The 24,130-nt window shown below is 74.6% G+C and carries 26 protein-coding genes; 7 read left to right on the top strand and 19 right to left on the bottom strand.

Going from position 1 to position 24,130, the window contains the following annotated elements:
• Positions 1-14: 14 nt before the first annotated feature.
• Both kdpA and kdpF read right to left on the bottom strand, forming a co-directional pair.
• Entirely contained in the window at positions 15-1,685 is a 1,671-nt protein-coding gene (kdpA, locus tag DMP15_RS22720) for a potassium-transporting ATPase subunit KdpA (protein ID WP_337826421.1), read from the bottom strand.
• Positions 1,685-1,771 carry a K(+)-transporting ATPase subunit F gene (gene kdpF, locus DMP15_RS22725; RefSeq protein WP_062400985.1) on the bottom strand — a complete coding sequence of 29 codons (87 nt, stop codon included), beginning with the start codon at positions 1,769-1,771 and terminating at the stop codon, positions 1,685-1,687. The genes kdpA and kdpF overlap by 1 nt, the downstream gene beginning before the upstream one ends.
• A gap of 512 nt (positions 1,772-2,283) precedes the next feature.
• On the opposite strand from kdpF, the gene DMP15_RS22730 reads away from it, so the two are divergent.
• Positions 2,284-3,330 carry a magnesium and cobalt transport protein CorA gene (locus DMP15_RS22730; RefSeq protein WP_073578192.1) on the top strand — a complete coding sequence of 349 codons (1,047 nt, stop codon included), beginning with the start codon at positions 2,284-2,286 and terminating at the stop codon, positions 3,328-3,330.
• A gap of 40 nt (positions 3,331-3,370) precedes the next feature.
• On the opposite strand, the gene DMP15_RS22735 is transcribed toward DMP15_RS22730, so the two are convergent.
• Complete coding sequence (locus tag DMP15_RS22735) at positions 3,371-4,558, bottom strand: HAAS signaling domain-containing protein (RefSeq protein WP_073578193.1); 1,188 nt, start codon at positions 4,556-4,558, stop codon at positions 3,371-3,373.
• Positions 4,555-4,872 carry a PadR family transcriptional regulator gene (locus DMP15_RS22740; protein ID WP_073578194.1) on the bottom strand — a complete coding sequence of 106 codons (318 nt, stop codon included), beginning with the start codon at positions 4,870-4,872 and terminating at the stop codon, positions 4,555-4,557. The genes DMP15_RS22735 and DMP15_RS22740 overlap by 4 nt, the downstream gene beginning before the upstream one ends.
• 203 nt (positions 4,873-5,075) lie before the next feature.
• On the opposite strand from DMP15_RS22740, the gene lysA reads away from it, so the two are divergent.
• Positions 5,076-6,410 (top strand): diaminopimelate decarboxylase, encoded by a 1,335-nt coding sequence (lysA, locus tag DMP15_RS22745; protein WP_073578195.1) that lies wholly within the window; start codon positions 5,076-5,078, stop codon positions 6,408-6,410.
• Between the two features lie 12 nt (positions 6,411-6,422).
• Here lysA and mutM read toward each other — a convergent pair whose 3' ends face one another.
• The 6 genes from mutM to DMP15_RS22775 form a co-directional block, all read right to left on the bottom strand.
• Entirely contained in the window at positions 6,423-7,301 is an 879-nt protein-coding gene (gene mutM / locus DMP15_RS22750; protein WP_073578196.1) for a bifunctional DNA-formamidopyrimidine glycosylase/DNA-(apurinic or apyrimidinic site) lyase, read from the bottom strand.
• 6 nt (positions 7,302-7,307) lie between these two features.
• Complete coding sequence (gene rnc, locus DMP15_RS22755) at positions 7,308-8,057, bottom strand: ribonuclease III (RefSeq protein ID WP_073578197.1); 750 nt, start codon at positions 8,055-8,057, stop codon at positions 7,308-7,310.
• An 8-nt stretch (positions 8,058-8,065) separates the two neighbouring features.
• Entirely contained in the window at positions 8,066-8,248 is a 183-nt protein-coding gene (gene rpmF, locus DMP15_RS22760; protein WP_020626225.1) for a 50S ribosomal protein L32, read from the bottom strand.
• Positions 8,249-8,318: 70 nt separating this feature from the next.
• The gene (locus tag DMP15_RS22765; protein ID WP_062400972.1) at positions 8,319-8,894 is read right to left on the bottom strand and encodes a YceD family protein; all 576 of its coding nucleotides are present in this window, start codon (positions 8,892-8,894) and stop codon (positions 8,319-8,321) included.
• Positions 8,895-8,920: 26 nt separating this feature from the next.
• A complete protein-coding gene (locus tag DMP15_RS22770) occupies positions 8,921-10,000 on the bottom strand; it encodes a MinD/ParA family ATP-binding protein (protein WP_337826422.1) in 1,080 nt (359 codons plus the stop codon).
• A gap of 105 nt (positions 10,001-10,105) precedes the next feature.
• Positions 10,106-10,873 carry an AraC family transcriptional regulator gene (locus tag DMP15_RS22775; RefSeq protein WP_337826423.1) on the bottom strand — a complete coding sequence of 256 codons (768 nt, stop codon included), beginning with the start codon at positions 10,871-10,873 and terminating at the stop codon, positions 10,106-10,108.
• A 61-nt stretch (positions 10,874-10,934) separates the two neighbouring features.
• Between DMP15_RS22775 and DMP15_RS22780 the strand changes: the two genes are divergently transcribed.
• Together DMP15_RS22780 and DMP15_RS22785 are read left to right on the top strand one after the other, a co-directional pair.
• Positions 10,935-11,432, top strand: coding sequence for a VOC family protein (locus tag DMP15_RS22780; RefSeq protein WP_253068164.1), 498 nt, complete (start codon positions 10,935-10,937; stop codon positions 11,430-11,432).
• Between the two features lie 191 nt (positions 11,433-11,623).
• Positions 11,624-12,823 (top strand): MFS transporter, encoded by a 1,200-nt coding sequence (locus DMP15_RS22785; protein WP_337826424.1) that lies wholly within the window; start codon positions 11,624-11,626, stop codon positions 12,821-12,823.
• Between the two features lie 45 nt (positions 12,824-12,868).
• Here the strand turns inward: DMP15_RS22785 and DMP15_RS22790 are convergent, their stop codons facing one another.
• Genes DMP15_RS22790 through DMP15_RS22820 form a run of 7 tightly spaced genes read right to left on the bottom strand, consistent with a single transcriptional unit; the run spans position 12,869 to position 18,440 of the window.
• Positions 12,869-13,621 (bottom strand): DivIVA domain-containing protein, encoded by a 753-nt coding sequence (locus tag DMP15_RS22790; protein WP_073578200.1) that lies wholly within the window; start codon positions 13,619-13,621, stop codon positions 12,869-12,871.
• A 59-nt stretch (positions 13,622-13,680) separates the two neighbouring features.
• Positions 13,681-14,163, bottom strand: coding sequence for a pantetheine-phosphate adenylyltransferase (coaD, locus tag DMP15_RS22795; RefSeq protein ID WP_073578201.1), 483 nt, complete (start codon positions 14,161-14,163; stop codon positions 13,681-13,683).
• 30 nt (positions 14,164-14,193) lie between these two features.
• Positions 14,194-14,928 (bottom strand): GntR family transcriptional regulator, encoded by a 735-nt coding sequence (locus tag DMP15_RS22800; protein ID WP_337826425.1) that lies wholly within the window; start codon positions 14,926-14,928, stop codon positions 14,194-14,196.
• Between the two features lie 20 nt (positions 14,929-14,948).
• Positions 14,949-15,728 carry a glucosamine-6-phosphate deaminase gene (locus tag DMP15_RS22805; RefSeq protein WP_337826426.1) on the bottom strand — a complete coding sequence of 260 codons (780 nt, stop codon included), beginning with the start codon at positions 15,726-15,728 and terminating at the stop codon, positions 14,949-14,951.
• Entirely contained in the window at positions 15,728-16,888 is a 1,161-nt protein-coding gene (locus tag DMP15_RS22810) for an N-acetylglucosamine-6-phosphate deacetylase (RefSeq protein WP_100879964.1), read from the bottom strand. The genes DMP15_RS22805 and DMP15_RS22810 overlap by 1 nt, the downstream gene beginning before the upstream one ends.
• On the bottom strand, positions 16,888-17,154 hold the full coding sequence (locus DMP15_RS22815; RefSeq protein ID WP_062404348.1) for an HPr family phosphocarrier protein: 267 nt from the start codon (positions 17,152-17,154) through the stop codon (positions 16,888-16,890). Before DMP15_RS22815 ends, DMP15_RS22810 begins: the two co-directional genes overlap by 1 nt.
• Before the next feature lie 26 nt (positions 17,155-17,180).
• Complete coding sequence (locus DMP15_RS22820; RefSeq protein WP_073578204.1) at positions 17,181-18,440, bottom strand: PTS transporter subunit EIIC; 1,260 nt, start codon at positions 18,438-18,440, stop codon at positions 17,181-17,183.
• Positions 18,441-18,607: 167 nt separating this feature from the next.
• On the opposite strand from DMP15_RS22820, the gene DMP15_RS22825 reads away from it, so the two are divergent.
• Genes DMP15_RS22825 through DMP15_RS22835 form a run of 3 tightly spaced genes read left to right on the top strand, consistent with a single transcriptional unit; the run spans position 18,608 to position 19,949 of the window.
• Positions 18,608-18,838 (top strand): glucose PTS transporter subunit EIIB, encoded by a 231-nt coding sequence (locus tag DMP15_RS22825; protein ID WP_073578205.1) that lies wholly within the window; start codon positions 18,608-18,610, stop codon positions 18,836-18,838.
• The gene (locus DMP15_RS22830) at positions 18,835-19,284 is read left to right on the top strand and encodes a PTS sugar transporter subunit IIA (protein ID WP_073578206.1); all 450 of its coding nucleotides are present in this window, start codon (positions 18,835-18,837) and stop codon (positions 19,282-19,284) included. Before DMP15_RS22825 ends, DMP15_RS22830 begins: the two co-directional genes overlap by 4 nt.
• Positions 19,281-19,949: an HAD family hydrolase gene (locus tag DMP15_RS22835; protein WP_073578207.1), complete on the top strand. Its 669-nt coding sequence runs from the start codon at positions 19,281-19,283 to the stop codon at positions 19,947-19,949. Before DMP15_RS22830 ends, DMP15_RS22835 begins: the two co-directional genes overlap by 4 nt.
• A 7-nt stretch (positions 19,950-19,956) precedes the next feature.
• Here DMP15_RS22835 and rsmD read toward each other — a convergent pair whose 3' ends face one another.
• Both rsmD and DMP15_RS22845 read right to left on the bottom strand, forming a co-directional pair.
• Positions 19,957-20,511 (bottom strand): 16S rRNA (guanine(966)-N(2))-methyltransferase RsmD, encoded by a 555-nt coding sequence (rsmD, locus tag DMP15_RS22840; protein ID WP_073578208.1) that lies wholly within the window; start codon positions 20,509-20,511, stop codon positions 19,957-19,959.
• 21 nt (positions 20,512-20,532) lie between these two features.
• Positions 20,533-23,913, bottom strand: a complete 3,381-nt coding sequence (locus tag DMP15_RS22845; protein WP_073578209.1) for a pyruvate carboxylase — start codon at positions 23,911-23,913, stop codon at positions 20,533-20,535.
• Positions 23,914-24,130: the final 217 nt, after the last annotated feature.

A 24,130-nucleotide genomic window follows, 5' to 3' on the forward strand; every position in this document is an offset into this window, starting at 1 on the left:
GGTGGGGCGCCGGCTCACGACAGGGCCTCGGCGATCGGGCCGAGCGCCAGCGCCGGGAAGAACGTCAGCGCCGAGACCAGCAGCACGGTGCCCCCGACGAGCCCGGCGAACAGCAGGCCGTCGGTCGGGAGCGTCCCCGCCCCGGCCGGGACGCGGCGCTGGCGGGCCAGGGCACCCGCCAGCGCGAGGACGGCGAGGATCGGCACGAAACGCCCGAAGAGCATCGCCATCCCCAGCCCGGCCTGGAAGAAGTCGCTGGTCACGGTGATCCCGGCGAACGCCGAGCCGTTGTTGTTGGCGGCCGAGGCCCAGGCGTAGAGGACCTCGGAGAAGCCGTGCGCCCCGTCGTTGTTCAGGGCGTCGGCGGTGCCCGGCAGGGCGATCGCCAGACCGGCCCCCAGCAGCACGAACGCCGGCATAACCAGGATCGACACCGCGGCGTAGGTGATCTCGCGGCGGCCGAGCTTCTTGCCGAGGTACTCCGGGGTCCGGCCGACCATCAGTCCGGCGAGGAACACCGCGATGACGGCGAGCACGAGCAGGCCGTAGAGGCCCGCTCCGACCCCGCCGGGGGCGACCTCGCCGAGCAGCATGTTCAGCAGCGTCACGCCGCCGGCGGCGCCGGAGTAGCTGTCGTGCATCGAGTTGACCGCGCCGGTGGACGTCCCGGTCGTCGACACCGCGAACAGGACCGAGCCGGGGATGCCGAAGCGCACCTCCTTGCCCTCCAGCGCACCACCTGCGGCGAGCGCGGCGGGGCCGTTGGGGTGGGTCTCGGCGAGCCAGGCGGCGGCGAGCATGAGCGCCCACAGGCCGCCCATGACCGACAGCAGGACGACGCCCTGGCGGACCCGGCCGACCATGACCCCGAAGGTCCGGGTCAGCGCGACCGGGATCACCAGCAGCAGGAAGATCTCCAGCAGGTTCGCGACCGGGCCCGGGTTCTCGAACGGGTGCGCGGAGTTCGCGTTGAAGATCCCGCCGCCGTTGGTGCCGAGCTCCTTGATCGCCTCCTGCGACGCGGCCGGGGCCAGCGGGAGGGTGTGCACCGAGCCGTCCACAGTGGTGATCTCCACCCCGGAGCGCAGAGACTGCACGACGCCGGTCGCGACGAGGGCGACGGCGGCGACGACGGCGACCGGCAGCAGGATCCGGGTGACGCCGCGGGTGAGGTCGACCCAGAAGTTGCCGATGCGGCCGTCGTCGTCGCCGCGGGAGACGAACCCGCGGACCAGCGCGACCGCGACCGCCATGCCGACGGCGGCGGACACGACGTTCTGCACGGTCAGGCCGGCCATCTGCACGGTGTGGCCGAGCACCTGCTCGGGCACGTAGGACTGCCAGTTCGTGTTGGTCACGAACGACACCGCGGTGTTGAACGCCATCGCGGGCGACACCGAGGAGGCGCCGTCGGTGCCGCGGCCGAACCCGAGCGGGAGGAAGGCCTGCAGCCGCTGCATCAGGTAGAGCAGCGCGATCGAGACGAACGAGAATCCCAGCACACCCGCGGCGTAGGTCGTCCAGCGCTGCGGGGACGCGGCGTCGATCCGGCAGACCCGGTAGACGAACCGCTCGACCCGCCAGTGCCGGGTGTCGGTGTAGACCCGCCCCATCCAGTCGCCCAGCGGCTTCCAGGTCACGGCGAGCAGCGCCACCAGCGCCGCCGCCTGCGCGAGCCCCGCCATCAGAACCGCTCCGGCCGGAGCAGCGCGATCACCAGGTAGACCAGCAGGGCCAGGGCGAGCACACCCCCGGCGATGTTCGCGATCACAGCTTCTCCATCCCGCGCAGGGTGAGCGCGAGGACGGCGAAGGACGCCACCAGCAACGTGGTGCAGGCCAGGTCGGCCACGGGACTCTCCTCGGTCGTGCCCACCCGCCGGCATGTCCGGCGGGCTGCGGGGATCGTGCGCCGCACCGGGGGTCGCGCCCGCGGCGATGACGGCGGATTGACGCCCACCGGGTCGCGCGTTGACGCGTTCTTGACGCCCGGTGGTGGCCATCACGTCCCCCGGACGGGCGGTCGATCTCAGGAACCCGTCACCACACGCGCGTGACGACGCCAACACCGCGTCAGGGGCCGGGCCGATCCGCTGCCGGGGGCGCACGCTCCCGCGCATGCTGCAGCGCCGCCCCGCTCGTCCGGTCCCGCCGCCCCTGCCGGGCTGCCGGCGACCGCGCTGGTCGCCCACCTCGTCCCGGCGGTTGCGCGGCACAGCGCTGGTTACCCTGCTCGGTGACGGTCCGGGCACCCGCCCGGCCGGCCCGGCGGGGAGGTCTGTGCATGTCGGTGATCGACAACGCGGTCTACGTCGACGGCAAGCGGGCGGCGGCGCCCGACTCCGTCGACAGCGCGGTCGAGGCGCTGCACGGCTGCCGTGCCGACCACGGCGGGGACGCACCCGCGTTCTGCTGGATCGGCATGCTGCGGCCGGGCGTCGACGAGATCCACCAGGTCGCGGCGGAGTTCGGGCTGCACGCGCTGGCGATCGAGGACACCGTCAACGCCCACCAGCGCCCCAAGCTGGAGCGCTACGGCAGCACCGAGTTCGTGGTGCTGCGCCCGGCCCGCTACGTCGACTCCGACGAGGTCGTCGAGATCGGCGAGGTGCACCTGTTCCTCGGCCCGGACTTCGTCATCACCGTCCGGCACGCCGCCGAGCCGCAGCTCGGCGAGGTCCGCGACCGGCTGGAGGGCGACCCGGACCTGCTCTCGCACGGACCGATGGCGGTGCTCTACGCGGTGCTGGACCGGGTCGTCGACGACTACTTCCCCGTCCTCGACGGTCTGCAGGACGACATCGACGAGATCGAGGTGCAGGTCTTCCGCGGCGACCCGAACGTGTCACGGCGCATCTACCAGCTGACCCGGCAGGTCATCGCGTTCCAGCGGGCCGTCGAGCCGCTTCAGGAGATCTTCGTCGAGCTGCGGGCCCGGTTCGCCAAGTCCGGCGACGCCCCGGACCTGGAGCTGCGCCGGGCGATGCGCGACGTGATCGACCACGCCACGCGGGTGCGGGAGCGCGTCGAGGGGTTCCGCGACCTGCTCGGCAACATCCTGACGGTCAACTCGACCCTGGTCGCGCAGCGGCAGAACGAGGAGATGACCCGGCTCACCGAGGCGGGCTTCGCGCAGAACGAGCAGATGAAGCGGGTGTCGTCGTGGGCGGCGATCCTGTTCGCGCCGACCCTGATCGCCGGCATCTACGGCATGAACTTCGACGAGATGCCGGAGCTGCACTGGGCGCTGGGCTACCCGATGGCCATCGGGCTGATGCTGCTGCTCGGACTGGGGCTGTACCTGGCGTTCAAGCACAACGACTGGCTCTGAGGGCCGGGCGCCCACCCCCCGTGGACGCCCGGCCCCCGGCTCAGCTGCCGGCTCCGGGCGTGGCCGGTGCCGGGGTCGCCGGCGCCGCGGTCGGCGACGCCTGCGTACTCGGACGGGCCGCCGTGGTCTGCGGGATCGTCACGACCAGCGGCGGCGGGGGCACGGTCACGCACTCCCCCGACGACGGGTCGGTCGTGCGCACACCCTGCGGGTACGGCCCGGGCGCCGGGGCGGTCGAGGTGACCGCGGAGCCGTCGGTGGGGCAGTAGCCGTCGTCGACGGCGAGCGGGCGGCCGTTCTCGTCGAACAGAAAGACCCCGGTCAGCGGCCTGCCCTTCGCGTCGAAGGGCCGCACGTCGGACACCGTGTTCCCGTCGAGGGTCAGGCCCGGCGGCGGCGAGTACGACGACACGTCGGTGGTGCGGTCCTGCCCCTGGGCCGGCACCCCGGCCACCAGCAGGCCCGCGGCCAGTGCGTTCAGCGGCACCACGGCCCACAGCAGCCGGCGATCGGCCGCACTGCGGCGGCCGAGCAGCACCGACAGCGGCACCGCGGCGACGGCCAGGACGACGGTGATCAGCAGCCCGGCGGACCCGCCCCCGCCGAACACCCATCCGACGAGCCCGGCCGCGACCAGCCCGCGCAGCACCCACCAGCCGGGCTGGAGGGTCAGGACGAACCCGCCGATCCCGCCGTCGGCCCGGGCCCGGGCGATCCGCTCCCGCAGCGCCACCACCGACGGCAGCGCCGCGACCGACGGTTGCCCCGGCCCGTCGGACCACACGGCGAGCACCCCGGCCACGGCGGCCAGGGCCGCGAGGAACATCGGGAACGACGCCGACGGCCCGACCTGCCACACGGCGGGACCCGCGAGGACCATCAGGCCGGTGGCGCAGAGGAGCGCGGCCACCGCGAACCACGCCCCGCCCGTGCGGGGGCGTTCGGCGGGCGCCTGCGGGGCCGGATAGCCCGCGGCCGCGCGCAGCTCCGCCGCGTAGGCCTCCGGTGTGCCGAGGCGCTCGCGGACCGCGGCCCGGTCGAAGCCGGGGCCCAGCTCGTCGGAGAGGTCGGCGAGGTGGCCCCGCGCGTCCTCGACGATCTCCTCGACCTCCGCCGGGGGCAGGTCGGACAGCGCTTCCCGCAGCCCGAGCAGGTACTCGATGCCGACCGGGTCGCCGATCCGGGTCGTGGCGGCGCCGTCGGGGCCGCCGGTGCCGTCGGTGCTCACGTGCCCACCAGGCCTTCCATCGTGGTGGCGAACGTGCGCCACCGGTCGGTCGTCTCCTGCAGCCGGGTCCGGCCCGGCCCGTTGATCGCGTAGTACTTGCGGTGCGGCCCCTCCTCGCTGGGGACGACGTAGGAGGTCAGCAGGCCCGCACCGTAGAGCCGGCGCAGCGTGCCGTAGACCGACGCGTCCCCCACCTCGCTGAGCCCGGCCGCGCGCAGCGCGCGGACGACCTCGTAGCCGTACCCGTCCTCGCGGTCGAGCACGGCGAGCACCGCGAGGTCGAGCACTCCCTTGAGCAGCTGACTGGTGTCCATCGCACCTCCTTGCGCACCGAAGAGTACTACGCAGTGCGCAGTAGTGCGCGCACCACTGCACCCGGTGCGTGTCAAGGTGCCGCCAGTGGTGGCACCGGCCGCGTCAGGGCGGCGTAGCGGGAGCGGGCACGGACGCGCCCGCAGGGTGACAACGGAGGGGCACGGCGCCCGCACCGGGCGCCCGCCACCAAGGAGTCATCCCGGTGACCCTCGCCGACCTGCTCCCCTCCCTCCGCCCGACGCTGGCCGCCCGCCTCGAGCCGGGCCTGTGGCCGGTCACGACCCGCACGACCTCCGACGGCACCCTGCAGATCGGCGGGGTCGACCTCGCCGGACTCGCCGCCCGCTTCGGCACCCCGGTGCAGGTGCTCGACACCGCCGACGTCCGCGCCCGCTGCCGCGCCTACCGGGCCGCGCTGCCCGACGCCGAGATCGTCTACGCCGGCAAGGCGTTCCTCTGCCGCGGGATGGCCCGCCTGGTCGCCGACGAGGGCTGTTCGGTCGACGCCTGCTCCGGCGGTGAGGTCGCGGTGGCCGCGGCCGGGGGGCTGCCCGGCGACCGGATCGTGCTGCACGGCACCGTCAAGACCGACGAGGACCTCAAGGCGGCGTTCACCGCGGGCGTCGGGCGGATCGTGCTGGACTCGGCGGCGGAGGTCGACCGGATCGCCGCGCTCGCGCCGCACCGGCAGAAGGTGCTGCTGCGGATCAGCCCGGACGTCGACGCCGGCACCCACCCGGGGCTCACGACCGGCACCGCGTCGTCGTGGTTCGGGATGCCGCCCGCCGAGGCGTGCGAGGTCGCCGGACGGGTGCTGGCCCGCCCCGAGCTGGAGCTGGCCGGGCTGCACTGCCACCTCGGCTCGCAGGTGCCGTCGGTGTCGCGCTACGAGCGGGCCGCGGTCCGGATGGTGGGGGTGATCGCGGCGCTGCGTGCGCGGTACGGGATCAGCGTCGCCGAGCTGGACCTGGGCGGCGGGCACGCGGTCGGCTACGCCGAGGGCGAGCCGTGCCTGGACCCGGCGCTCTTCGGCCGGGCCGTGCGGGGCACCCTGGCCCGGGCCTGTGCGGCGCACGGGATCGACGAGCCGCGGCTGCTGGTCGAGCCGGGGCGCGCGGTCGTCGCCCGGGCCGGGGTGACGCTCTACCGGGTCGGCGCGGTGCAGCGCTGCGGCGACGGCCGCACCACCGTGCTGGTCGACGGCGGCATGAGCGACGACCCGCGCCCCGCCCTCTACGGCGCCCGCTACCCGGTCCGGCTCGTCGGGCGCGCCACCCGGGCGCCGCTGGAGACGGTCCGCGTGGCGGGGCGGCACTGCGAGTCCTCCGACGTGATCGCCGACGGCGTCCGGCTGCCCGCCGACGTCGCGCCCGGGGACCTGCTGGCGGTGCCGGTGTCCGGCGCGTACCACGCGTCGATGGCCTCGACCTACAACCAGGTCCCGCGCCCGCCGGTGGTCGCCGTCGCCGCGGGGGCGTCGCTGCCGCTGCTGCGCCGCGACACCCCGGAGGACCTGCTGCGACGCGACTGCTCCTGACCCCCGCGCCGCTCAGCGACGCGGCCGCGGCGCCGGCTGGCACCGCGGGCAGGTGAACGACGAGCGGTTCATGAACGCGTCCCGGCGGATCGGGGTGCCGCAGCGACGGCACGCCCGGTCCGCCTGGCCGTAGACGTTCAGGGAGCGGTCGAAGTAGCCCGAGGCGCCGTTGACGTTGACGTACAGCGCGTCGAAGGAGGTCCCGCCCTGGGCGAGCGCCTCGTGCATGACGGTCGTCGCGGCGTCGAGGACGGCGTGACCCTGGGCCCGGGTGAGTTTCTCGGTGGGCCGGGCGCCGTGGAGCCGGGCCCGCCAGAGCGCCTCGTCGGCGTAGATGTTGCCGATCCCGGAGACGACGGTCTGGTCGAGAAGCGCCCGCTTGACCTCGGTGCGACGGCGACGCAGCGCCGCGACGGCGTCGTCGGCCGAGAACGCCGGGTCCATCGGGTCGCGCGCGATGTGCGCGACCGACTCGGGCACCAGGCCGCCGCCCGCGGCCGCGGCGAGCGGGTGCACCGACAGCCCGCCGAAGGTGCGCTGGTCGACGAAGCGGAGCTCGGGGCCGTCGTCGTCGAACCGGACACGGACCCGCAGGTGCTTCTCGCCGGGCGCGTCCGGGGGCTCCACGAGCATCTGCCCGGACATCCCCAGGTGCGCGAGCAGTGCGTCGTCGCCGGGGCCCGCGGTGTCCAGCTCCAGCCAGAGGTACTTGCCGCGCCGCGCCGCCGCGGACAGCGTGCGACCGGTCAGCCGGCCGGTGAAGTCGTCCGCGCCGGTCGGATGCCGGCGTACCGCGCGCGGATGCAGCACCTCGACGCGGGCGATCCGCCGGTCCAGCACGTGGTCGGCGAGGCCGCGGCGGACGACCTCGACCTCGGGCAGTTCCGGCATCGACGGCTACCGCCCGGAGCCGGCACTCTCGTCGGACAGCGCGTGCCAGGCGATCTCGGCCGCCTTCTGCTCGGCCTCCTTCTTGGTGCGCCCCTCACCGCTGCCGAGGTCACGACCCCCGACGACGGCCGTCGCGGTGAACACCTTCAGGTGGTCCGGGCCCTCCTCGTCGATCCGGTACTCGGGCACGCCGTGCCCGCCGGCGGCGGTGAGCTCCTGCAGGCTGGTCTTCCAGTCCAGGCCCGCACCGAGCAGCGGGGCACTGTGCAGCAGGTCCGCGAACAGCCGGTGGATCAGCTCGCGGGACGGCTCGAGGCCGTGCGCGAGATACACCGCGCCGAGCAGCGCCTCGGTGGCGTCGGCCAGGATGCTGGCCTTCGACCGGCCACCGGTCAGCTCCTCACCGCGCCCCAGGTACAGGTACGCGCCGAGACCGTGCGGCCCGTCGTCCGGCGTCGGCAGCGCCACCGCGACGGTGGCGAGCGCGTGCATGTTGACCACGCTCGCGCGCAGCTTCGCCAGCTGCCCCTCGGGCAGGTCCGGGTGGTCCCGGTAGAGCCGCTCGGTGATCACGATCGACAGCACTGAGTCGCCCAGGAACTCCAGGCGCTCGTTGGTCGGCAGTCCGCCGTGCTCGTAGGCGTAGGACCGGTGGGTCAGCGCCAGCGTGAGCAGCGCCTCGTCCAGGTCCACACCGAGTGCGGACAGCAGAGGTGACCGGTCCGTCACCGGACCGGTCACGCTCTTGTCGCCCACTGCTGCGATCAGGCCGGGCTGGTGACCTGACGGCCGTCGTACTGCCCACAGGTCGGGCAGGCGATGTGCTGCAGCTTCGGCTCACGGCAGGCGCGGTTCGAGCAGGCGACCAGGGTCGGCGCAGTGGCCTTCCACTGCGACCGGCGCGCACGCGTGTTCGACCGCGACATCCGGCGCTTGGGAACGGCCATGATGACACTCCTCGGTACTTCGAACGATCAGGTCTGCCCACCGGGGAGCGGGCTCACGAGGAGCCGCCGCTCAGTCGGTGGAGGGCAGGCGCTCACGGAGCGCCGCCCAACGAGGATCCAGTGTCTCATGCCCGTGATCCGACGGGAGATCGGCCCACCTCTCGCCGCACTCGACGCACAGACCGGGGCAGTCCTCGCGGCACAGCGGCGCCATCGGGAGCTCGGTGACGATCGCGTCGCGCACGGTCTGGGTGAGGTCGATGCGCTCGTCGACCAGGCGCGGGATCTCGTCGGCGTCGGTGGTCTCCTCGGTGACCGAGTCCGGGTAGGCGAACAGCTCGCCGATCCGGACCTGCACGTCCTCACCGATCGGCTCCAGGCAGCGCGAGCACTCCCCCGCCAGCCGGGCGTCGGCCGTGCCGGAGACGTAGACGCCCTCGGTCACCGACTCCAGGGACACGTCGAGCTCGACGTCGGACCCGCCGGGGACGGTGATCACCCCGGTCAGGCCGATCTCGGCGTCGCCCGACGGCGCGGGGACCGTACGGGCCACGGTGCGCTGGTTGCCGGGGCGGCGGGCCAGCTCGCGGGTGGAGAGGACCCAGGGGTTGTCGTCGGGACGGTTCTGGCTGCGCGCGGTGTTCATCTCGCGGACCAGCGTACGCGGCCCGTTCAGTCGCGTCGTCGCACGTCGAACGCGTCGGCGACCAGGGCGCTCAGCTCCAGGAACGCGTCCGCGGTCGCCGGGCGGAGCCGGGCCGGGTCGACCCGGCCGCCGGTGGCCAGGTGCGGGTCGTGCGGGACCTCGACGACGCCGCGCACCCGCTGGGCGAAGTGCTCGCGGATCCGGGCGGCGTCGACCTCGGCGCTGCGCCGGTCGCAGGACAGCACGACCACCGCGTCGCGGACGAGGTCGCCGTGGCCGTGCGCGACCAGCCAGTCCAGCGTCTTGCTGGCCCGGCCCGCGCCGTCGACGGTCGGGGCCCCGACCACGACGACCGAGTCGGCGCGCGCGAGGGTGCCCTGCATCGTGGAGTGCACCATCCCGGTGCCGGAATCGGTGATGATGATGTTGAAGAAGCGGCCCAGGAGGTCGACCACGCGCTCGTACTCGTCGCGGGAGAACGCCTCGCCCGAGGCGGGGTCCTGCTCCGAGGCCAGGACCTGCAGGCGCCCGGCGAGGCTCGTGTAGCGGGACACGTCGGTCCAGGTGCCGACCGAGTCCAGATCGTTCAGCAGCTCGCGGACGGTGATCCGGGAGTCGCCGGTGAGGCGGTCGGCGAGCGTGCCGGCGTCGGGGTTGGCGTCGAGGACGACGGCCCGGTCCCCGCGGTGCTCGGCCAGCGCCTGTCCGAGGCAGGCCGCGACCGTGGTCTTGCCGACGCCGCCCTTCACCGACATGACCGCCACCCGGTGCGCCCCGGCCAGCGGCGCGCGGACCCGGGCCAGCAGCCCGGAGCGGAGCTCCTCGGCGTCGCTCGGGCCGGGGTTCACACGGCCGCCGGTGACGTCGTAGAGCGCGCGCCGCCAGCCGGTGCGCGGCCGGTCGGGCCGCGCGCGCAGCACGGTGTCCTCACGCAGGTCCGCCGCGGCCGCCCCGGGGTTCCCGCGCGGGGCCTCGGAACGTGGGAGCTCGGGACGCGGGACCTCGGCAGCCGGGGGCTGCGCCGGGTTCGTCACAGGGGGTCCTTCCAGCCGGTGCCCGTAGCGTGCCCACCAGGTCGTCGGGTCGGGTTCGGGCCGGCGTGCCATGCGCGGGAGGGTAGTACGGCGGGTGACCTGGATTCCTGCGTCCGGCGTATCCGACCACAGCAACTGCGCGTGGTGAAGCACCTTCTGTCGCAGCAGTACCCGTGATCACCCGGCCGCGCGGGCCGCCTGCCGGGTCGCGCCGGGCGTCTCGCCGAGCACCGCCCGGTAGCGACGGGTGAAGTGGGCCTGGTCGGCGTAGCCGAGATCGGCGGCCAGCCCGGCCAGTGCGGTGCCCGGGTCGGTCCGGAGCACCGCGGCGGCGTGCTGCAGGCGACGGCACTCGATCAGCCACAGCGGGGTCAGTCCGATGTGGCCGCGGACCAGGCGTTCCAGCGTCCGCGGTGCGACACCGACGAGCTCGGCGAGCTGGTCGGCGCGCAGGACGTCGGCGCGGGACTCGGCCAACGCGCAGGCCCGGTTGACCAGGCGCCCGGCGTCGGTGACCCGGTCCGCCAGCGGGGCGAGCCAGTCCCGCACCGTCGCGGCCGGGTCGCCGCCCGCCACGGCCGCGGTGAGCTCCGCCACCGGCGCGCCGCGGACCTCCTCGGCGGTCTCGCGCAGCGCGGCGGGTGCGGTGGCCGTGAACAGGGGGGTCGCGCCGGGCCGCAGCAGGACACCGACGACCCAGGACCGCCCGGCCAGCTCCCGGACGTCGACGCCGGTGCGCGGCCCGTGCAGCGTCGCGGTGACCGGGTCGGTGACGAGGTTGAACGCCGGGTACTGCAGCACCCGCTGGCGCACCGTGCGCCCCGGCGGGACGTCCCAGCGGGCGGTCCACACCCACCGGACGAGGTCGTCGAGCCCGATGGGCGCCCGGTCGAGCGTGACCTCGGGGGCACCCGGGTTCAGGTGTCCGCGCGACTCGACGGTCATCGACCAACCCCCTGTCGGCAATGTTCAATCCGCGCCGTCGCGGGGCGGGGAGAGTCGTCGTATGGAGCTCACGAGCAGCGTCACCGGCGCCCACACCACCGACGGCCGTCCGCACGGGGTCACCTCGCTCACCCCGCACCTGGTGGCATCGCCCGCCCGCGCGGCGATCGAACTCTACTGCGCCGCCTTCGGGGCCCGGGTGCTCTCGGTCACCGAGATGGGCGGGATGGTCGGGCACGCCGAGCTGGAGCTGGCGGCCGGCCGGTTCACCGTCTCCGACGCGATGCCCGACCACGGCCTCGTCGCCGCCCCGGCGGGCGACCACCCGGTGTCGCTGTCGCTCGCGGTGTACGTACCCGACGTGGACGCGGCCGTCGCGACGCTGGTGGAGGCCGGGTCGACGGTGCGCGAGCCGGTCTCGACATTCGTGTCCGGGGACCGGTTCGGCTCGGTCGTCGACCCGTACGGGGTGCGGTGGGCGGTGATGACCCGGGTGGAGGACCTGTCGCCGGAGGAGAGCGGGCGCCGGGTCGAGGAGTGGGCAGCGCAGCAGGGCTGAGGACGCGGCGGCCCGGTCGGCGCCGGCGGCGGTGGACGTCGGGGACGGGGCCGGCCGGGGTCGCGCTGCGGGGGCCGGTCGTCGGACGGTGTGCCGACGCCCCTGTGCTCCTGGACATCGTTGCGGAGCGCCTAGTCTCGGACGGTGATCTTCACTGCTCTGCTGTCCGTCGTCCCGGCGACCTGAGACCGGTGTTCCGGTCCCGATCGTTCCCGCCGGCCTTCGCGACGGCATCGGTGTCCTTCGTGGTGGTCTGCGCCGCGGCCGGGGTGCCGGCACCGCTCTACGTCGTCTACCAGCGGTCCTACGGCATCTCGACGGTCGCGCTCACCGGCGCGTTCGCCGTCTACGTCGTGCCGCTGCTGGTCGCCCTGCTGTGCTGCGGCAGCCTGTCCGACCACGTGGGCCGGCGCCGGGTGGCGGTGCCCGCGCTGATCGTCGGCGCGGTGGCGTGCCTGGTCCTCGCCACCGTCGACTCGTCCGCGCCGTTGATCATCGGGCGCGCGGTCCAGGGGGTGTCGGTGGGGCTCGCGCTGGCCGCGCTCGGCGGCTACGTCGTCGACCTGGCGCCTCCGGCGCGTCCCGGGCTGGCCGGGGCGATCACGAGCGGCGCGCCGCCGGGCGGCATCGCGCTCGGCGCGCTCGCCTCCGGAGCCGCGGTGCAGCTCGCGCCGGACGGCGCACCCGTCTGGTCCTTCGTCGTCGCAGCGGGACTGCTCGTCGTGGCCGCCGCGGCGCTCGCCCTGCTGCCGGAGACCGCGGCCCGGCGGCCCGGGGCGCTGCGGTCGCTGCGGCCGGAGGTCCGGGTACCCCGCGCCGCGCGCCCGCTGTTCCCGATGGTGTGTGTCGTCGTCGCGGCGACCTACGTCCTCGGCGGGTTCACCCAGGCGCTGGCCCCGTCGCTCGCGGCCTCCGTACTGGGCCGCGACGACCTGTTCAGCGGCGCCCTGGCCGTCGCCGTCTACCACCTCGCGGGACCGGCGGCGGGGCTCGCGGCCGCCCGGCTGCCCGCCGCACGCGCGCTGGCCGGCGGGGCCCTCGTGCTGGCGGCCGGCACCGCCGGGTTCGTCGGCGCGATCGCCCTCGGGAGCTTCGCCGCCTACCTCGCCGCCGCGGTCGCGGCCGGGGCCGGGTTCGGCGTCGCGTTCGCCGGCGCGATCCGGGTCCTGCTCGACCGGAGCCCGGAGGGCACGCGCGCCGGCACCCTCGCCGCGGTCTACCTGTACTGCTACCTCGCCGCCGCCGTGGCGAGCCTGCTGGCGGGGGCCGCGGTCGACGTGTGGGGCCTGGCGCCGGTGGCGTCGGTCCTGTGCGGTGTGGTCGTGGTGATGTCGGTCGTGGGCGCCGCCGGGGCCGCGCTCCGGCTCCGCGGCTCGGTGGACCCGGGGTGAGCGCCGCGTCGGCGCCCGGCCGGGACTGCCCGAGCCGCCGCGCCGTCAGTCGATGAGGTCCATCCCGGTGCCGGTGCGGCCCTGCTCCGGGGGCCGTGCGCCGCCGTAGTTCGGGCCGTACTGGCCGCGCCAGATCTGGCTGCGCCCGCGCCCGACGACGCCGAGCGCGTTGTTCAGGGTGGTCTCCAGCTCGCCCAGGGTGGTGTCGACGTAGTCGTCGCACTCCCGGCGCAGCCGGTCGGCCTCGGCGTGCGCGCCGTCGACGATCCGGCCGGCCTCGGCGTGCGCGGAACGGACGACCTCGGTCTGGGACACCAGCCGGGTCTGCTCGTTCTGCCCGTCGGCGATGAGCCGGTCGTGCGCGGCCCGGCCGGCGTGGCTCATCCGCTCGGCCTCGTCCCGGGCCCGGTCGGTGACCTCGGCGTACTGGCGGCGGCCCTCGGCGACCGCGCGCTCCGCCTCGTGGCGGGCCTCGGCCAGGGTGCGCCCGGCCTCCTCCTGCGCCTCGGCGACGAGCCGCTCGGCCTCGGTGCGCGCGTTCTGCAGCGTCTCCTCGGCCTCGGCGTTCGCCGCGGTCCGGGTCTCCTCCGCCTCGCGCTCGGCCTCGGACACGACGTCGTCGCGCCGGTCGAGCACGTCCTGGGCGTCGTCCATCTCGCCCGGGATCGCCTCGCGGACGTCGTCGAGGAGCTCCAGCACGTCGCCGCGCGGGACCACGCAGTTCGACGTCATCGGGACGCTGCGCGCCTCCTCGACGATCGTCACCAGCGCGTCCAGCGACTCGAAGACCCGGTACACGAGACGGATCCTCTCACCGTCGCGGGCGCGGACCCGTTATTGGGCGCCGCTCCCGCGTGTCAGGCGAGCCGGTCCAGCAGCCGGGTGTGCACGCTCGGCGGGAGGAACGCGGTGACGTCGCCGCCGCCGCGGGCGACCTCCTTGACCAGCGAGCTCGACACGTAGACCTGACCGGGCGCACCGGGCAGGAACAGCGTCTCGACCCCGGTCAGGTGCCGGTTCATGTGCGCCATCGGGAGCTCGTAGTCGTAGTCCGTCGCCCCGCGCAGACCCTTGACCATCGCCTGGGCGCCGCGCTCGCGGCAGTAGTCGACGACCAGACCCTGGAACGACTCGACCCGCACGCCCGGCAGGTCCGCGGTGATCTCGGTGAGCATCGCGACGCGCTCGTCGACGGAGAACAGCCCCTCCTTGCGGGGGTTCACCAGGATCGCGACGAACACCTCGTCGAACAGCGCCGCGGTGCGGGCGATGACGTCGAGGTGACCGACCGTCGGCGGGTCGTAGGAACCGGGGCAGACGGCGCGACGGACCTCGGGCATGGCCGGAACCTATCAGCCGGTGATCACCGGTCAGGCCCAGCTGCGGTCCAGCGACATGTGCAGCTCGTAGCGGTCACCGCGGTAGCGCGACACGGTGTACTCGACCGGCCGGTCGCCGGAGCTGGAGGTCCGGTCGAACACCAGGATCGGGCGCCCGGCGGGGATCCCGAGCAGGACCGCCGAGGCCTCGTCGGCCTGGTGGGCGGCGACGGTCTGCTCGGCGCGGTCGATGGGGAGCCGGTAGTGCTCCTGCAGGATCCCGTAGACCGAGCCGCTGAGGTCGTGGACGTCGAGGTCGGGGACCTGTTCGGCGTCGTACCAGGCGTCGTCGATCGACATCGGCACCCCGTCGGCGACCCGCAGCCGCCGCAGGTGCCAGCACAGGCCGTCGGGCCCCTGGCCGAGCGCGCGGACGGCCTCCGGCGGTCCGGTGGTGAGCGCGACCTCGAGGACGACCGTGGTCGGGGTCAGCCCGAGCCTGCGCATGTCGTCGTGGAAGGACGCGAGGTGCAGCCGGGAGCGCGCGGTGCGGGCGGCGACGTAGGTGCCCTTGCCACGGACCCGGGTCAGCAGCCCGTCGCGCTCCAGCTCGCCGACGGCGGCCCGCACCGTCACCCGGCTCACGCCGTGGTCCAGGCACAGCCTGCGCTCGCTGGGGAAGGCGTCGCCCGGTGCGAAGTCCCGCGCGATCGTCTCCGCGAGCAGGATGCGGAGCTGTTCGTGCTTGGGCACGACCCCGTCGCCGATCCGGACCTCGCCGTTCATGGTGCTGTCCACCGTAGCCACTACCGCCCCCGTCCCGGTGCGCCGACCTGTCCGGTCACGACGGGCCCGGACAGGTCCCCGGCGGCCGCCCGGTCGAGCACGAGCGTGCAGCGCGGGTGGTCGCGCAGCACGGTCGCGGGCACGTCGGTCGTGACCGGTCCGGACACCGTCGCCGCCACGGCCGCGCGCTTGCCCTCCCCGGTCGCGACGAGCACGATCCGCCGGGCCTCCATGATCGTGGCCGGTCCCTGGGTGAGCACCCGGTGCGGCACGTCCGCGGGACGGTCGAAGAAGCGGGCGTTGTCGGCGCGGGTCCGCTCGGTCAGCGTCGCGACCCGGGTGCGCGAGCCGAACGCCGAGCCGGGCTCGTTGAACCCGATGTGCCCGTTGCCGCCGATACCGAGGATCTGCAGGTCCACCGGGCCGCACGCGGCGAGCAGCCGTTCGTAGTCCGCCGCGGCCTCGGCCGGGTCCGCGCGGGTGCCGTCCGGGGCGTGCACCGCGGCCGGGTCGATGTCGAGATGGTCGGTGAGCTCGCGGCGGATGACCTCGCGGTAGGACTGCGGGTGCCCGGCGGGCAGGCCCAGGTACTCGTCGAGCAGGAAGGCGCGGGCCCCGGCGAAGGACAGCCCCTTGTCGCGGTGACGGCGGACCAGCTCGGCGTAGGCGGGCAGCGGGGAGCTGCCGGTGGCGAGCCCGAGGGTCGGCGGCCGGCCGGTGCCGCGGGCCAGGACGTCGGCGACGGCGTCGGCGACCGCCCGCCCGCAGGCCCGCGGGTCGTCGAGGACCACGATCTCCATCACGCACCCCCGTCGGTGACGGGCAGGCCGGCGCGCAGCACCTGCTGCGGCCGCAGGTCCGCGTCGGTGACGAGCACGTCGGCGCGGTGGCCCGGGGCCAGCGACCCGACCTCGCCGTCGAGCCCGAGGAGCCGGGCCGGGGTGCGGGTCGCGGCGAGCACCGCGTCCTGCAGCCGCACCCCCGCGTCGCGCACCGTGGCGCGCACGACGTCGACCAGGCACGCGGTGCCGCCCGCGATGGGCCCGTCCGGGATCCGGGCGACGCCGTCGTCGACCCGGACCTGCATCGTGCCCAGGTGGTAACGGCCGTCGGGCATCCCGGCGGCGGCCATCGCGTCGGTGACCAGCGCGACCCGGTCCGGCCCGACCAGGTCGAACACCGCGGCGACGGTGTCGGGCGACAGGTGCACCCCGTCCGCGACGAGCTCCACGACGAGCTCGCCCCGGGCGGCCGCGGCCAGGCACGCCGCGACCGGCCCGGGCGCCCGGTGGTGCATCGGGGGCATCGCGTTGAACAGGTGGGTGGCGCTCATCGGCGCGCCGCCCGCCCGTGCGATCCCGGTCGCGGTGGTGCGGGCGTCGGCGTCGGTGTGGCCGATGCTCGGCAGCACCCCGTGCGTGGCGAGCACCGCGAGCAGGTCCGCCGCGTGCGCGGTCTCCGGCGCGTAGGTCACCGACGCGACGGCCCCGTCCGCCTTGGTGAGCAGCTCGTCGAGCAGCGCGGGGTCGCCCGGGAGGATCGCGCGCGGGTCGTGCGCGCCGCACCGCGCGGCGGCCAGGAACGGGCCCTCCAGGTGGATCCCGGCGAGGTCCCCGGCGACGACGAGCGGGCGCAGCGTCGCGATCCGCTCCGCCAGCACGGTCGGCGGGGCGGAGACCAGCGAGGCGACCGTCGTCGTCGTGCCGTGGGCGCGGTGGTGGGCGACGGCGGCCGCCGCCCCCGTCGCCGTCGCGTCCGGGAAGCCGTGCCCGGCGCCGCCGTGGTCGTGCACGTCGACCAGCCCGGGCAGCAGCAGCGACGACGACGCGGGCGGGAGCGGACCGTCGTACGCCGCGGCCGGGAGGACCGCGACGATCCGGTCCCCCGCGACCGCGACGACCGAGTCCGGGAGCAGCCGGCCGTCGGTGACGACGGTGCCGCGCAGCACGCGGTCACGCATCACGCGTCGTGGTCCGTCTCGAGCAGCGTCACGAGGCCGTCCAGCGCAGCAGGGGCGCCGTCGCCGTCGGCCCGCAGCACGACCTCGTCGCCGAAGACGACGCCGAGGGTCATGAGCCCGAGGACGCTGCGCGCGTCGACCGGGTCCTTCCCGTCGGTCGCGACGGTGACGGGCAGCCCGGTGGCGGCGGCGGCGCGGGCGAACAGCGCAGCCGGGCGGGCGTGCAGCCCCACCCGGGACGCGACGACGGCGGTGCGGGTGTGCACGGTGCTCTCCTGCTCCTCGGCGGCGGTCACCGGTCGGCCTTGCCCGCGGTGCCGGTGGTCTCGGTGGTGTCGGTGCCGGTGGTACCGGTGGCCTCGTCGTCCTCCCGGCCGGGGGTGCGCAGGTTCCAGCGACGGATCACGAAGCGGAACAGCACGTAGTAGACGACGGCGTAGGCGAGCCCGATCGGGATCAGCCACAGTGGCCGGGTGGACTGGCCGAAGTTGAGGACGTAGTCGATGGCGCCTGCGGAGAAGCTGAACCCGCTGTGGATGTCGAGCGCGTTCACCAGCGCCAGCGAGGTGCCGGTGAGCACCGCGTGGATCAGGTACAGCGGCCACGCCACGTAGACGAAGGCGTACTCGAGCGGCTCGGTGATGCCGGTGACGAACGAGGTCAGCGCGACCGAGACCATGATCCCGCCGACGACCTTGCGCCGCTCCGGACGGGCCTCGTGCCAGATCGCCATCGCCGCGGCGGGCAGCGCGAACATCATGATCGGGAAGAAGCCTGTCATGAAGGTGCCCGCGGTCGGGTCGCCCGCGAAGAACCGGGACAGGTCGCCGTGCACGCCGTTGAAGTCGCCGACCAGGAACCAGACGACCGAGTTGATGATGTGGTGCAGCCCGACCGGCAGCAGCAGCCGGTTGACCAGGCCGAAGACCCCGCCGCCGACGACGGCGTTCTCCCCGACCGCGTTGCCCAGCCCGGTCAGCCCGGCGTTGAACACCGGGTAGACCAGGCTCAGCACCGACGCGATCACCATCATCGACACGGCGGTGAGGATCGGGACCAGCCGGCGGCCGTTGAAGAAGCCGAGGAAGGTCGGCAGCGTCGTGCGGTGGAAGCGCTGCCACAGCAGTGCCGCGACCAGGCCCGCGACGATGCCGCCCAGCACCCCGAAGTCGATCGTGGCCTGCTCGCCCTTCGAGTCGAGCACCCCGGGCAGCAGCACCGGGGACAGCGCGGTGAACACGCCGTCCATCACGAGGTAGCCGACGAGGGCGGCCAGCGCGGTGGACCCGTCGGAGCGGCGCGCCCAGCCGATCGCGATGCCGAGCGCGAAGATCATCGGGAGGTGGTCGAACAGCGCGCCGCCTGCCGCGGCGAGCACGGCCGCGGGCTGCTTCAGCGCCTCGACGCCGCCGAGCAGGTCGTCCTGCCCGAGGCGCAGCAGCAGGCCGGCCGCGGGCAGGACGGCGATCGGGAGCATCAGGCTCCGGCCGAGACGCTGCAGGCCGGCCAGCCCGGCCCGTCGTCGTACCGGTTCCGCTGTGGAGGTGCTCATGGGCTCGCACTCCTCGTGAGGGTGTCGGCGACCGGGGCCGGTGCGCGGGCGTTGTGGAGCCGTCGCGTCAGCCGGTACGGTCTGGTTATAACCAGTGAGGGTGCGGGCTGGACGACACCCTGTCAAGACACTGGTCATAACCAGTTGCGACCAGAGGGAGACCTCCTATGAGCAGGGCCGACGACATCGTGGCGGGGCTGGGCGGGTCCGCGAACATCACCGACATCGAGGCGTGCATCACCCGGCTCCGGACCGAGGTCGGCGACCCCGGCCTGGTCGACGACGCGGCGTTGAAGGCCGCCGGGGCGCACGGTGTGGTCCGGTCCGGGACCGTCGTGCAGGTCGTGATCGGGCCGGAGGCGGAGAACCTCTGCGACGACGTCCGGGACCTGCTGTGACGTCCGTCGTCGCGCCGGTCGACGGCGCGGTGGTCGGCCCCGCGGGGGTGCCCGACCCGGTCTTCCGCGACGAGCTGCTCGGCGGCGGGACGGCCGTCGAGCCGCCCGCGGACGCCACCGAGGCGGTCGTGCTGGCCCCGGTCGCCGGCACCGTCGCGGCGCTGCACCCGCACGCCTTCGTGATCACCGCCGACGGTGGCCCCGGGATCCTGGTCCACGTCGGCATCGACACGGTCTCGCTCGGCGGGGCCGGGTTCACCACGCACGTCGCGAAGGGCGACGCGGTCGAGCGGGGCGCGCCGGTGCTGACCGTGGACCTCGCCGCCGTGCGGGCGGCCGGCCTCGCGCCGACCTGCCCGGTCGTCGTGCTGGACTCCCCCGCCGGCTCGGTGAGCGCCCCCACCGGGCACACGGTCCGCGCCGGCGACGAGCTGTTCCGCCTGTGACGGGCACCGTTCCCGACGGCGCCCCGGTCGTGTTCGACCTCGACGGCACCCTCGTGCGCAGCGAGCACGTGCACCGCCGGACCTGGGCCCGGTTCTTCGCCGAGTGGGACGCCGAGGTCGACGACGAGACCTACCGGCACCGGTTCATGGGCCGCCGCGCGGCCGACACGCTGCGCGAGGTCGACGGGCCGTGGCGCGACGCGGACCCCGACGAGCTCGCCGCGCAGCTGGCCGGGCACGGCTCCGCCCTCGCCGACGACGTCGACGTCGTCCCCGGCGCTCCCGCGCTGCTCCGGTCGCTGGCCGGGCGCGGGCACCGGCTCGCGGTGGTGACGAGCGCCCGCCGCGGCTGGGCCGACCGGGTGCTGGGCGAGGTGCTCGATGCGGCACCGCTGGTCGAGCTCGTCGTCACCGCCGAGGACGTCGTGCGCGGCAAGCCGGACCCGGAGGGCTACCTCACCGCGTGCCGTCGCCTCGACGCCGACCCGGCCGGCTGCGTCGCGTTCGAGGACTCCGTTGCCGGGGTGTCCTCGCTGGTCGCGGCCGGGATGGGCACCATCGTCGGGGTCCGGACGACGGCCGGGGACGCGGAGCTGACCGCCGCCGGGGCACACCGGACGGTGCCGGACCTGACGCCCGGCCGGCTGCTGGGCCCGGCGGCCTGATCCGGGCTCAGCTCCCGAGCGAGCCGTGGTGCAGGACGGTGTCGCCGTAGCGGCGGGACCGGCCCGCGGTGAACCCGGCGGGCCAGCCGAACTCCCCCGACGACTTCGCCCGCTCGACGACGACCGCCGCACCGGGCGCGAGCCAGCCGTGGGTGGTGGCGGCGGTCAGCCAGCCCGCGACCTCGTCGTCGGGCACCGCGTAGGGCGGGTCGACGAACACGACGTCGAACGCCCGCGGCGCGGGCCCGGCCAGCACCGTCCCGGCCCGCCCGGTGACGACCGACCCGCCGAGCCCGACCGCGGCCAGGTTGCGCCGCAGCACCCCCGCGGCCCGCTTGTCCGACTCGATGAACACCGCGTCGGTCGCGCCCCGGGACAGCGCCTCCAGCCCGAGCGCGCCCGACCCGGCGCACACGTCCAGCACGGCGGCACCGCCGAGACCCGGATCGTGGTCGAGCGCGGAGAACAGCGCCTCACGGACCCGGTCGGAGGTCGGCCGGGTCCCCGACGGCGGCACGGCGAGCCGTCGTCCGCCCGCCGTGCCCGCGATCAGCCTGGTCATGGCTCCATGGTGCCGTGCGGCTCAGTCCAGCTCGACCAGCAGGTCCCCGCCCTCGACCTGGGTGACCGTGCCGATCGCGAGCCGCTTGACGGTGCCGGCCCGGTGCGCGGTGATCGACGCCTCCATCTTCATGGCCTCGATGGTGGCGACGGTCTGGCCGTCGTCGACGGTGTCGCCCTCGGCGACCTGCAACGTCACGACACCGGCGAACGGGGCGGCGACGTGCGCGTCGTCGTCCTTGTCCGCCTTCTCCGCGGCCTTCACCTCGGTGGCGACCGACTCGTCGCGCACCGCCACCGGGCGCAGCTGCCCGTTGAGCGTGGTCAGCAGGGTGCGGTAGCCGCGCTCGTCGGGCTCGGAGACTGCCTCCAGCTCGATGATCAGGGTGACGCCGGGCTCCAGGTCCACGGTGTGCTCGAGGTCCTCCTCCAGCCCGTAGAAGAAGTCCTTCGACGACAGCACCGCGGTGTTGCCGTACTGCTCGCGGTGGGTGTCGAAGTCCTTGGTCGGGCCGGGGAACAGCAGCCGGTTCAGCGTGCGGCGACGCTCGTCCCGCAGCCCGCGACGGTCCTCGATGGACAGCTCCGCCTTCTCCGCCTCGGGGCTGCGGCCCTCCAGCGCGCGGGTCCGGAACGGCTCCGGCCAGCCCGCGGGCGGCGAGCCCAGCTCACCGCGCAGGAACCCGATCACCGAGTCCGGGATGTCGAAGCCCGCCGGGTCCTTCTCGAAGTCCGCGGCGTCCACCCCTGCCCCGACCAGGTGCAGGGCCAGGTCGCCGACGACCTTCGACGACGGCGTCACCTTCACCAGCCGGCCGAGCATCCGGTCCGCGGCGGCGTAGCAGTCCTCGATCAGCTCGAACCGGTCGCCCAGGCCGAGCGCGATCGCCTGCTGGCGCAGGTTCGACAGCTGCCCGCCGGGGATCTCGTGGTGGTAGACCCGTCCGGTGGGGCTGGCGAGGCCGGACTCGAACGGCGCGTAGACCTTCCGCACCGCCTCCCAGTACGGCTCCATGTCCCCGACCGCGGTCAGGCTCAGCCCGGTCGCGCGGTCGGTGTGGTCGGTGGCCGCGACCAGCGCCGACAGCGACGGCTGGCTGGTCGTGCCGGCCATCGAGGCGACCGCGCCGTCGACGGCGTCGACCCCGGCGTCGATCGCCGCGACCAGCGTCGCGAGCTGGCCGCCCGCGGTGTCGTGGGTGTGCAGGTGCACGGGGAGGTCGAACCGCTCCCGCAGCGCCGTGACCAGCTTCTTCGCCGCGGGCGGGCGCAGCAGGCCGGCCATGTCCTTGATCGCCAGGACGTGCGCGCCCGCGTCGACGATCTCCTCGGCCAGGCGCAGGTAGTAGTCCAGGGTGTAGAGCTTCTCGCCCGGGTCCGACAGGTCCGCGGTGTAGCAGAGCGCGACCTCGGCCAGCGCCGTGCCGGTGTTCCGGACGGCGTCGATGGCCGGGCGCATCTGGGAGACGTCGTTGAGGGCGTCGAAGATCCGGAAGATGTCCATGCCGGTGTCCGCCGCCTCCTGCACGAAGGCGTCGGTCACCTCCGTCGGGTAGGGCGTGTAGCCGACGGTGTTGCGCCCGCGCAGCAGCATCTGGGTGCAGATGTTCGGCGCCGCGGCCTTGAGCGCGGCGAGCCGGTCCCACGGGTCCTCGGCCAGGAAGCGCAGCGCGACGTCGTAGGTCGCGCCGCCCCAGCACTCCAGCGACAGCAGCTCGGGCATGGTCCGCGCGACGTAGGGCGCGACCGCGACCAGGTCCCGGGTCCGGATCCGGGTCGCCAGCAGCGACTGGTGGGCGTCGCGGAACGTCGTGTCGGTGACCGCGACCGCGGTCTGCTCACGCAGCCGGCGCGCGAAGCCCTCGGGCCCGAGCTCGCGCAACAGCTGCGCCGAGCCGTCCGGCGCGGGCGTCTCCAGGTCGACGCCGGCGGGCAGCTTGTCGACCGGCTCCACGACCAGCGGCCGGTCGCCGTTCGGCTTGTTGACCGTGACCTCGCCCAGGTACTGCAGGATGCGCGAGCCGCGGTCGGCCGACGGGCGGGCCTTGAGCAGGTGCGGGCGCTCCTCGATGAAGCTGGTGGTGACCCGGCCCTGCTTGAAGTCCTCGTCCTCCAGCACGGCGGCGAGGAACGGCAGGTTCGTCGCCACGCCACGGATCCGGAACTCGGCCAGCGCGCGACGGGCGCGCCGGGCGGCGTTGGCGAAGTCGTGGCCGTGACAGGTCAGCTTGACCAGCATCGAGTCGAAGTGCGCGGAGACCTCGGCACCGACGTGCACGGTGCCGCCGTCCAGCCGCACGCCCGGGCCGCCCGGGGAGCGGTAGACCGACAGCGTGCCGACGTCGGGCCGGAACTCGTTGGCCGGGTCCTCGGTGGTGATGCGGGTCTGCATCGCCGCACCGGTGAGGGTGATGTCGTCCTGGGTCAGCCGCAGCTCGGGCAGCGTCATGCCCGAGGCGATCCGCAGCTGGGCGATGACCAGGTCGCGGTCGGTGACCTGCTCGGTGACGGTGTGCTCGACCTGGATGCGCGGGTTCATCTCGATGAAGTGGTGCTTGCCGCGCTCGTCGAGCAGGAACTCCACGGTCCCCGCGTTGACGTAGCCGATCGTCCGCGCGAAGTTCACCGCGTCGGCGCAGATCCGGTCCCGCAGCCCCGGGTCCAGGTTCGGGGCCGGGGCGATCTCGACGACCTTCTGGTGGCGGCGCTGCACCGAGCAGTCGCGCTCGAACAGGTGCACGACGTTGCCGTCGGCGTCGGCCAGGATCTGGACCTCGATGTGCCGCGGGTTGACCACGGCCTGCTCCAGGAACACGGTGCCGTCGCCGAACGCGGACTCCGCCTCCCGGCTCGCGGCCTCGATCGCGTCACGCAGGTCGCCGGGCTCGGTGACCCGGCGCATCCCGCGTCCACCACCCCCGGCGACCGCCTTGACGAAGATCGGGAAGTCGATGTCCTCGGCCGCCGCGAGCAGCTCCTCGACGTCCGAGGACGGCTCGGAGGACTCCAGTACCGGCACGCCCGCCTCCCGGGCGGCGGCGACGGCGCGGAACTTGTTGCCCGTCAGGTGCAGGACCTCTGTCGGCGGCCCGACGAAGGTGATGCCCTCCTCGGCGCAGGCGCGGGCCAGATCGGGGTTCTCCGACATGAAGCCGTAGCCGGGGTAGACCGCGTCCGCGCCGGCCTTCTTCGCCGCCCGGATGACCTCCTCCACCGACAGGTAGGCGCGGACCGGATGCCCCGGCTCCCCGATCTGGTAGGACTCGTCGGCCTTCGCGCGGTGCAGCGAGTTGCGGTCCTCGTACGGGAACACCGCCACCGTCGAGACACCCAGCTCGAACGCGGCCCGGAACGCCCGGATGGCGATCTCGCCCCGGTTGGCCACCAGCACCTTGCGGAACATCGTTCTCCTCATCACGATCGGCGACGACGCCCGTGGCGGCGGGGGTTCCCGCGCGACGGACGCGTGATCCTGACACGACCGGCCAGGTCCCGACCACTGCTCGGGACAGGGTGCCCACACAGCGGGACGTCGTCCGGTCCCGCCGTGCCGGTGGTGCCCGGTGGCGTGGCACGACGTGCCGTCGCGGGGCCGGTGCGTGGCGAGATCCGGACACCTC

Origin of the sequence: Pseudonocardia sp. UM4_GMWB1, assembly GCF_017312155.1 — a bacterium.
GTDB lineage: Bacteria > Actinomycetota > Actinomycetes > Mycobacteriales > Pseudonocardiaceae > Pseudonocardia > Pseudonocardia alni.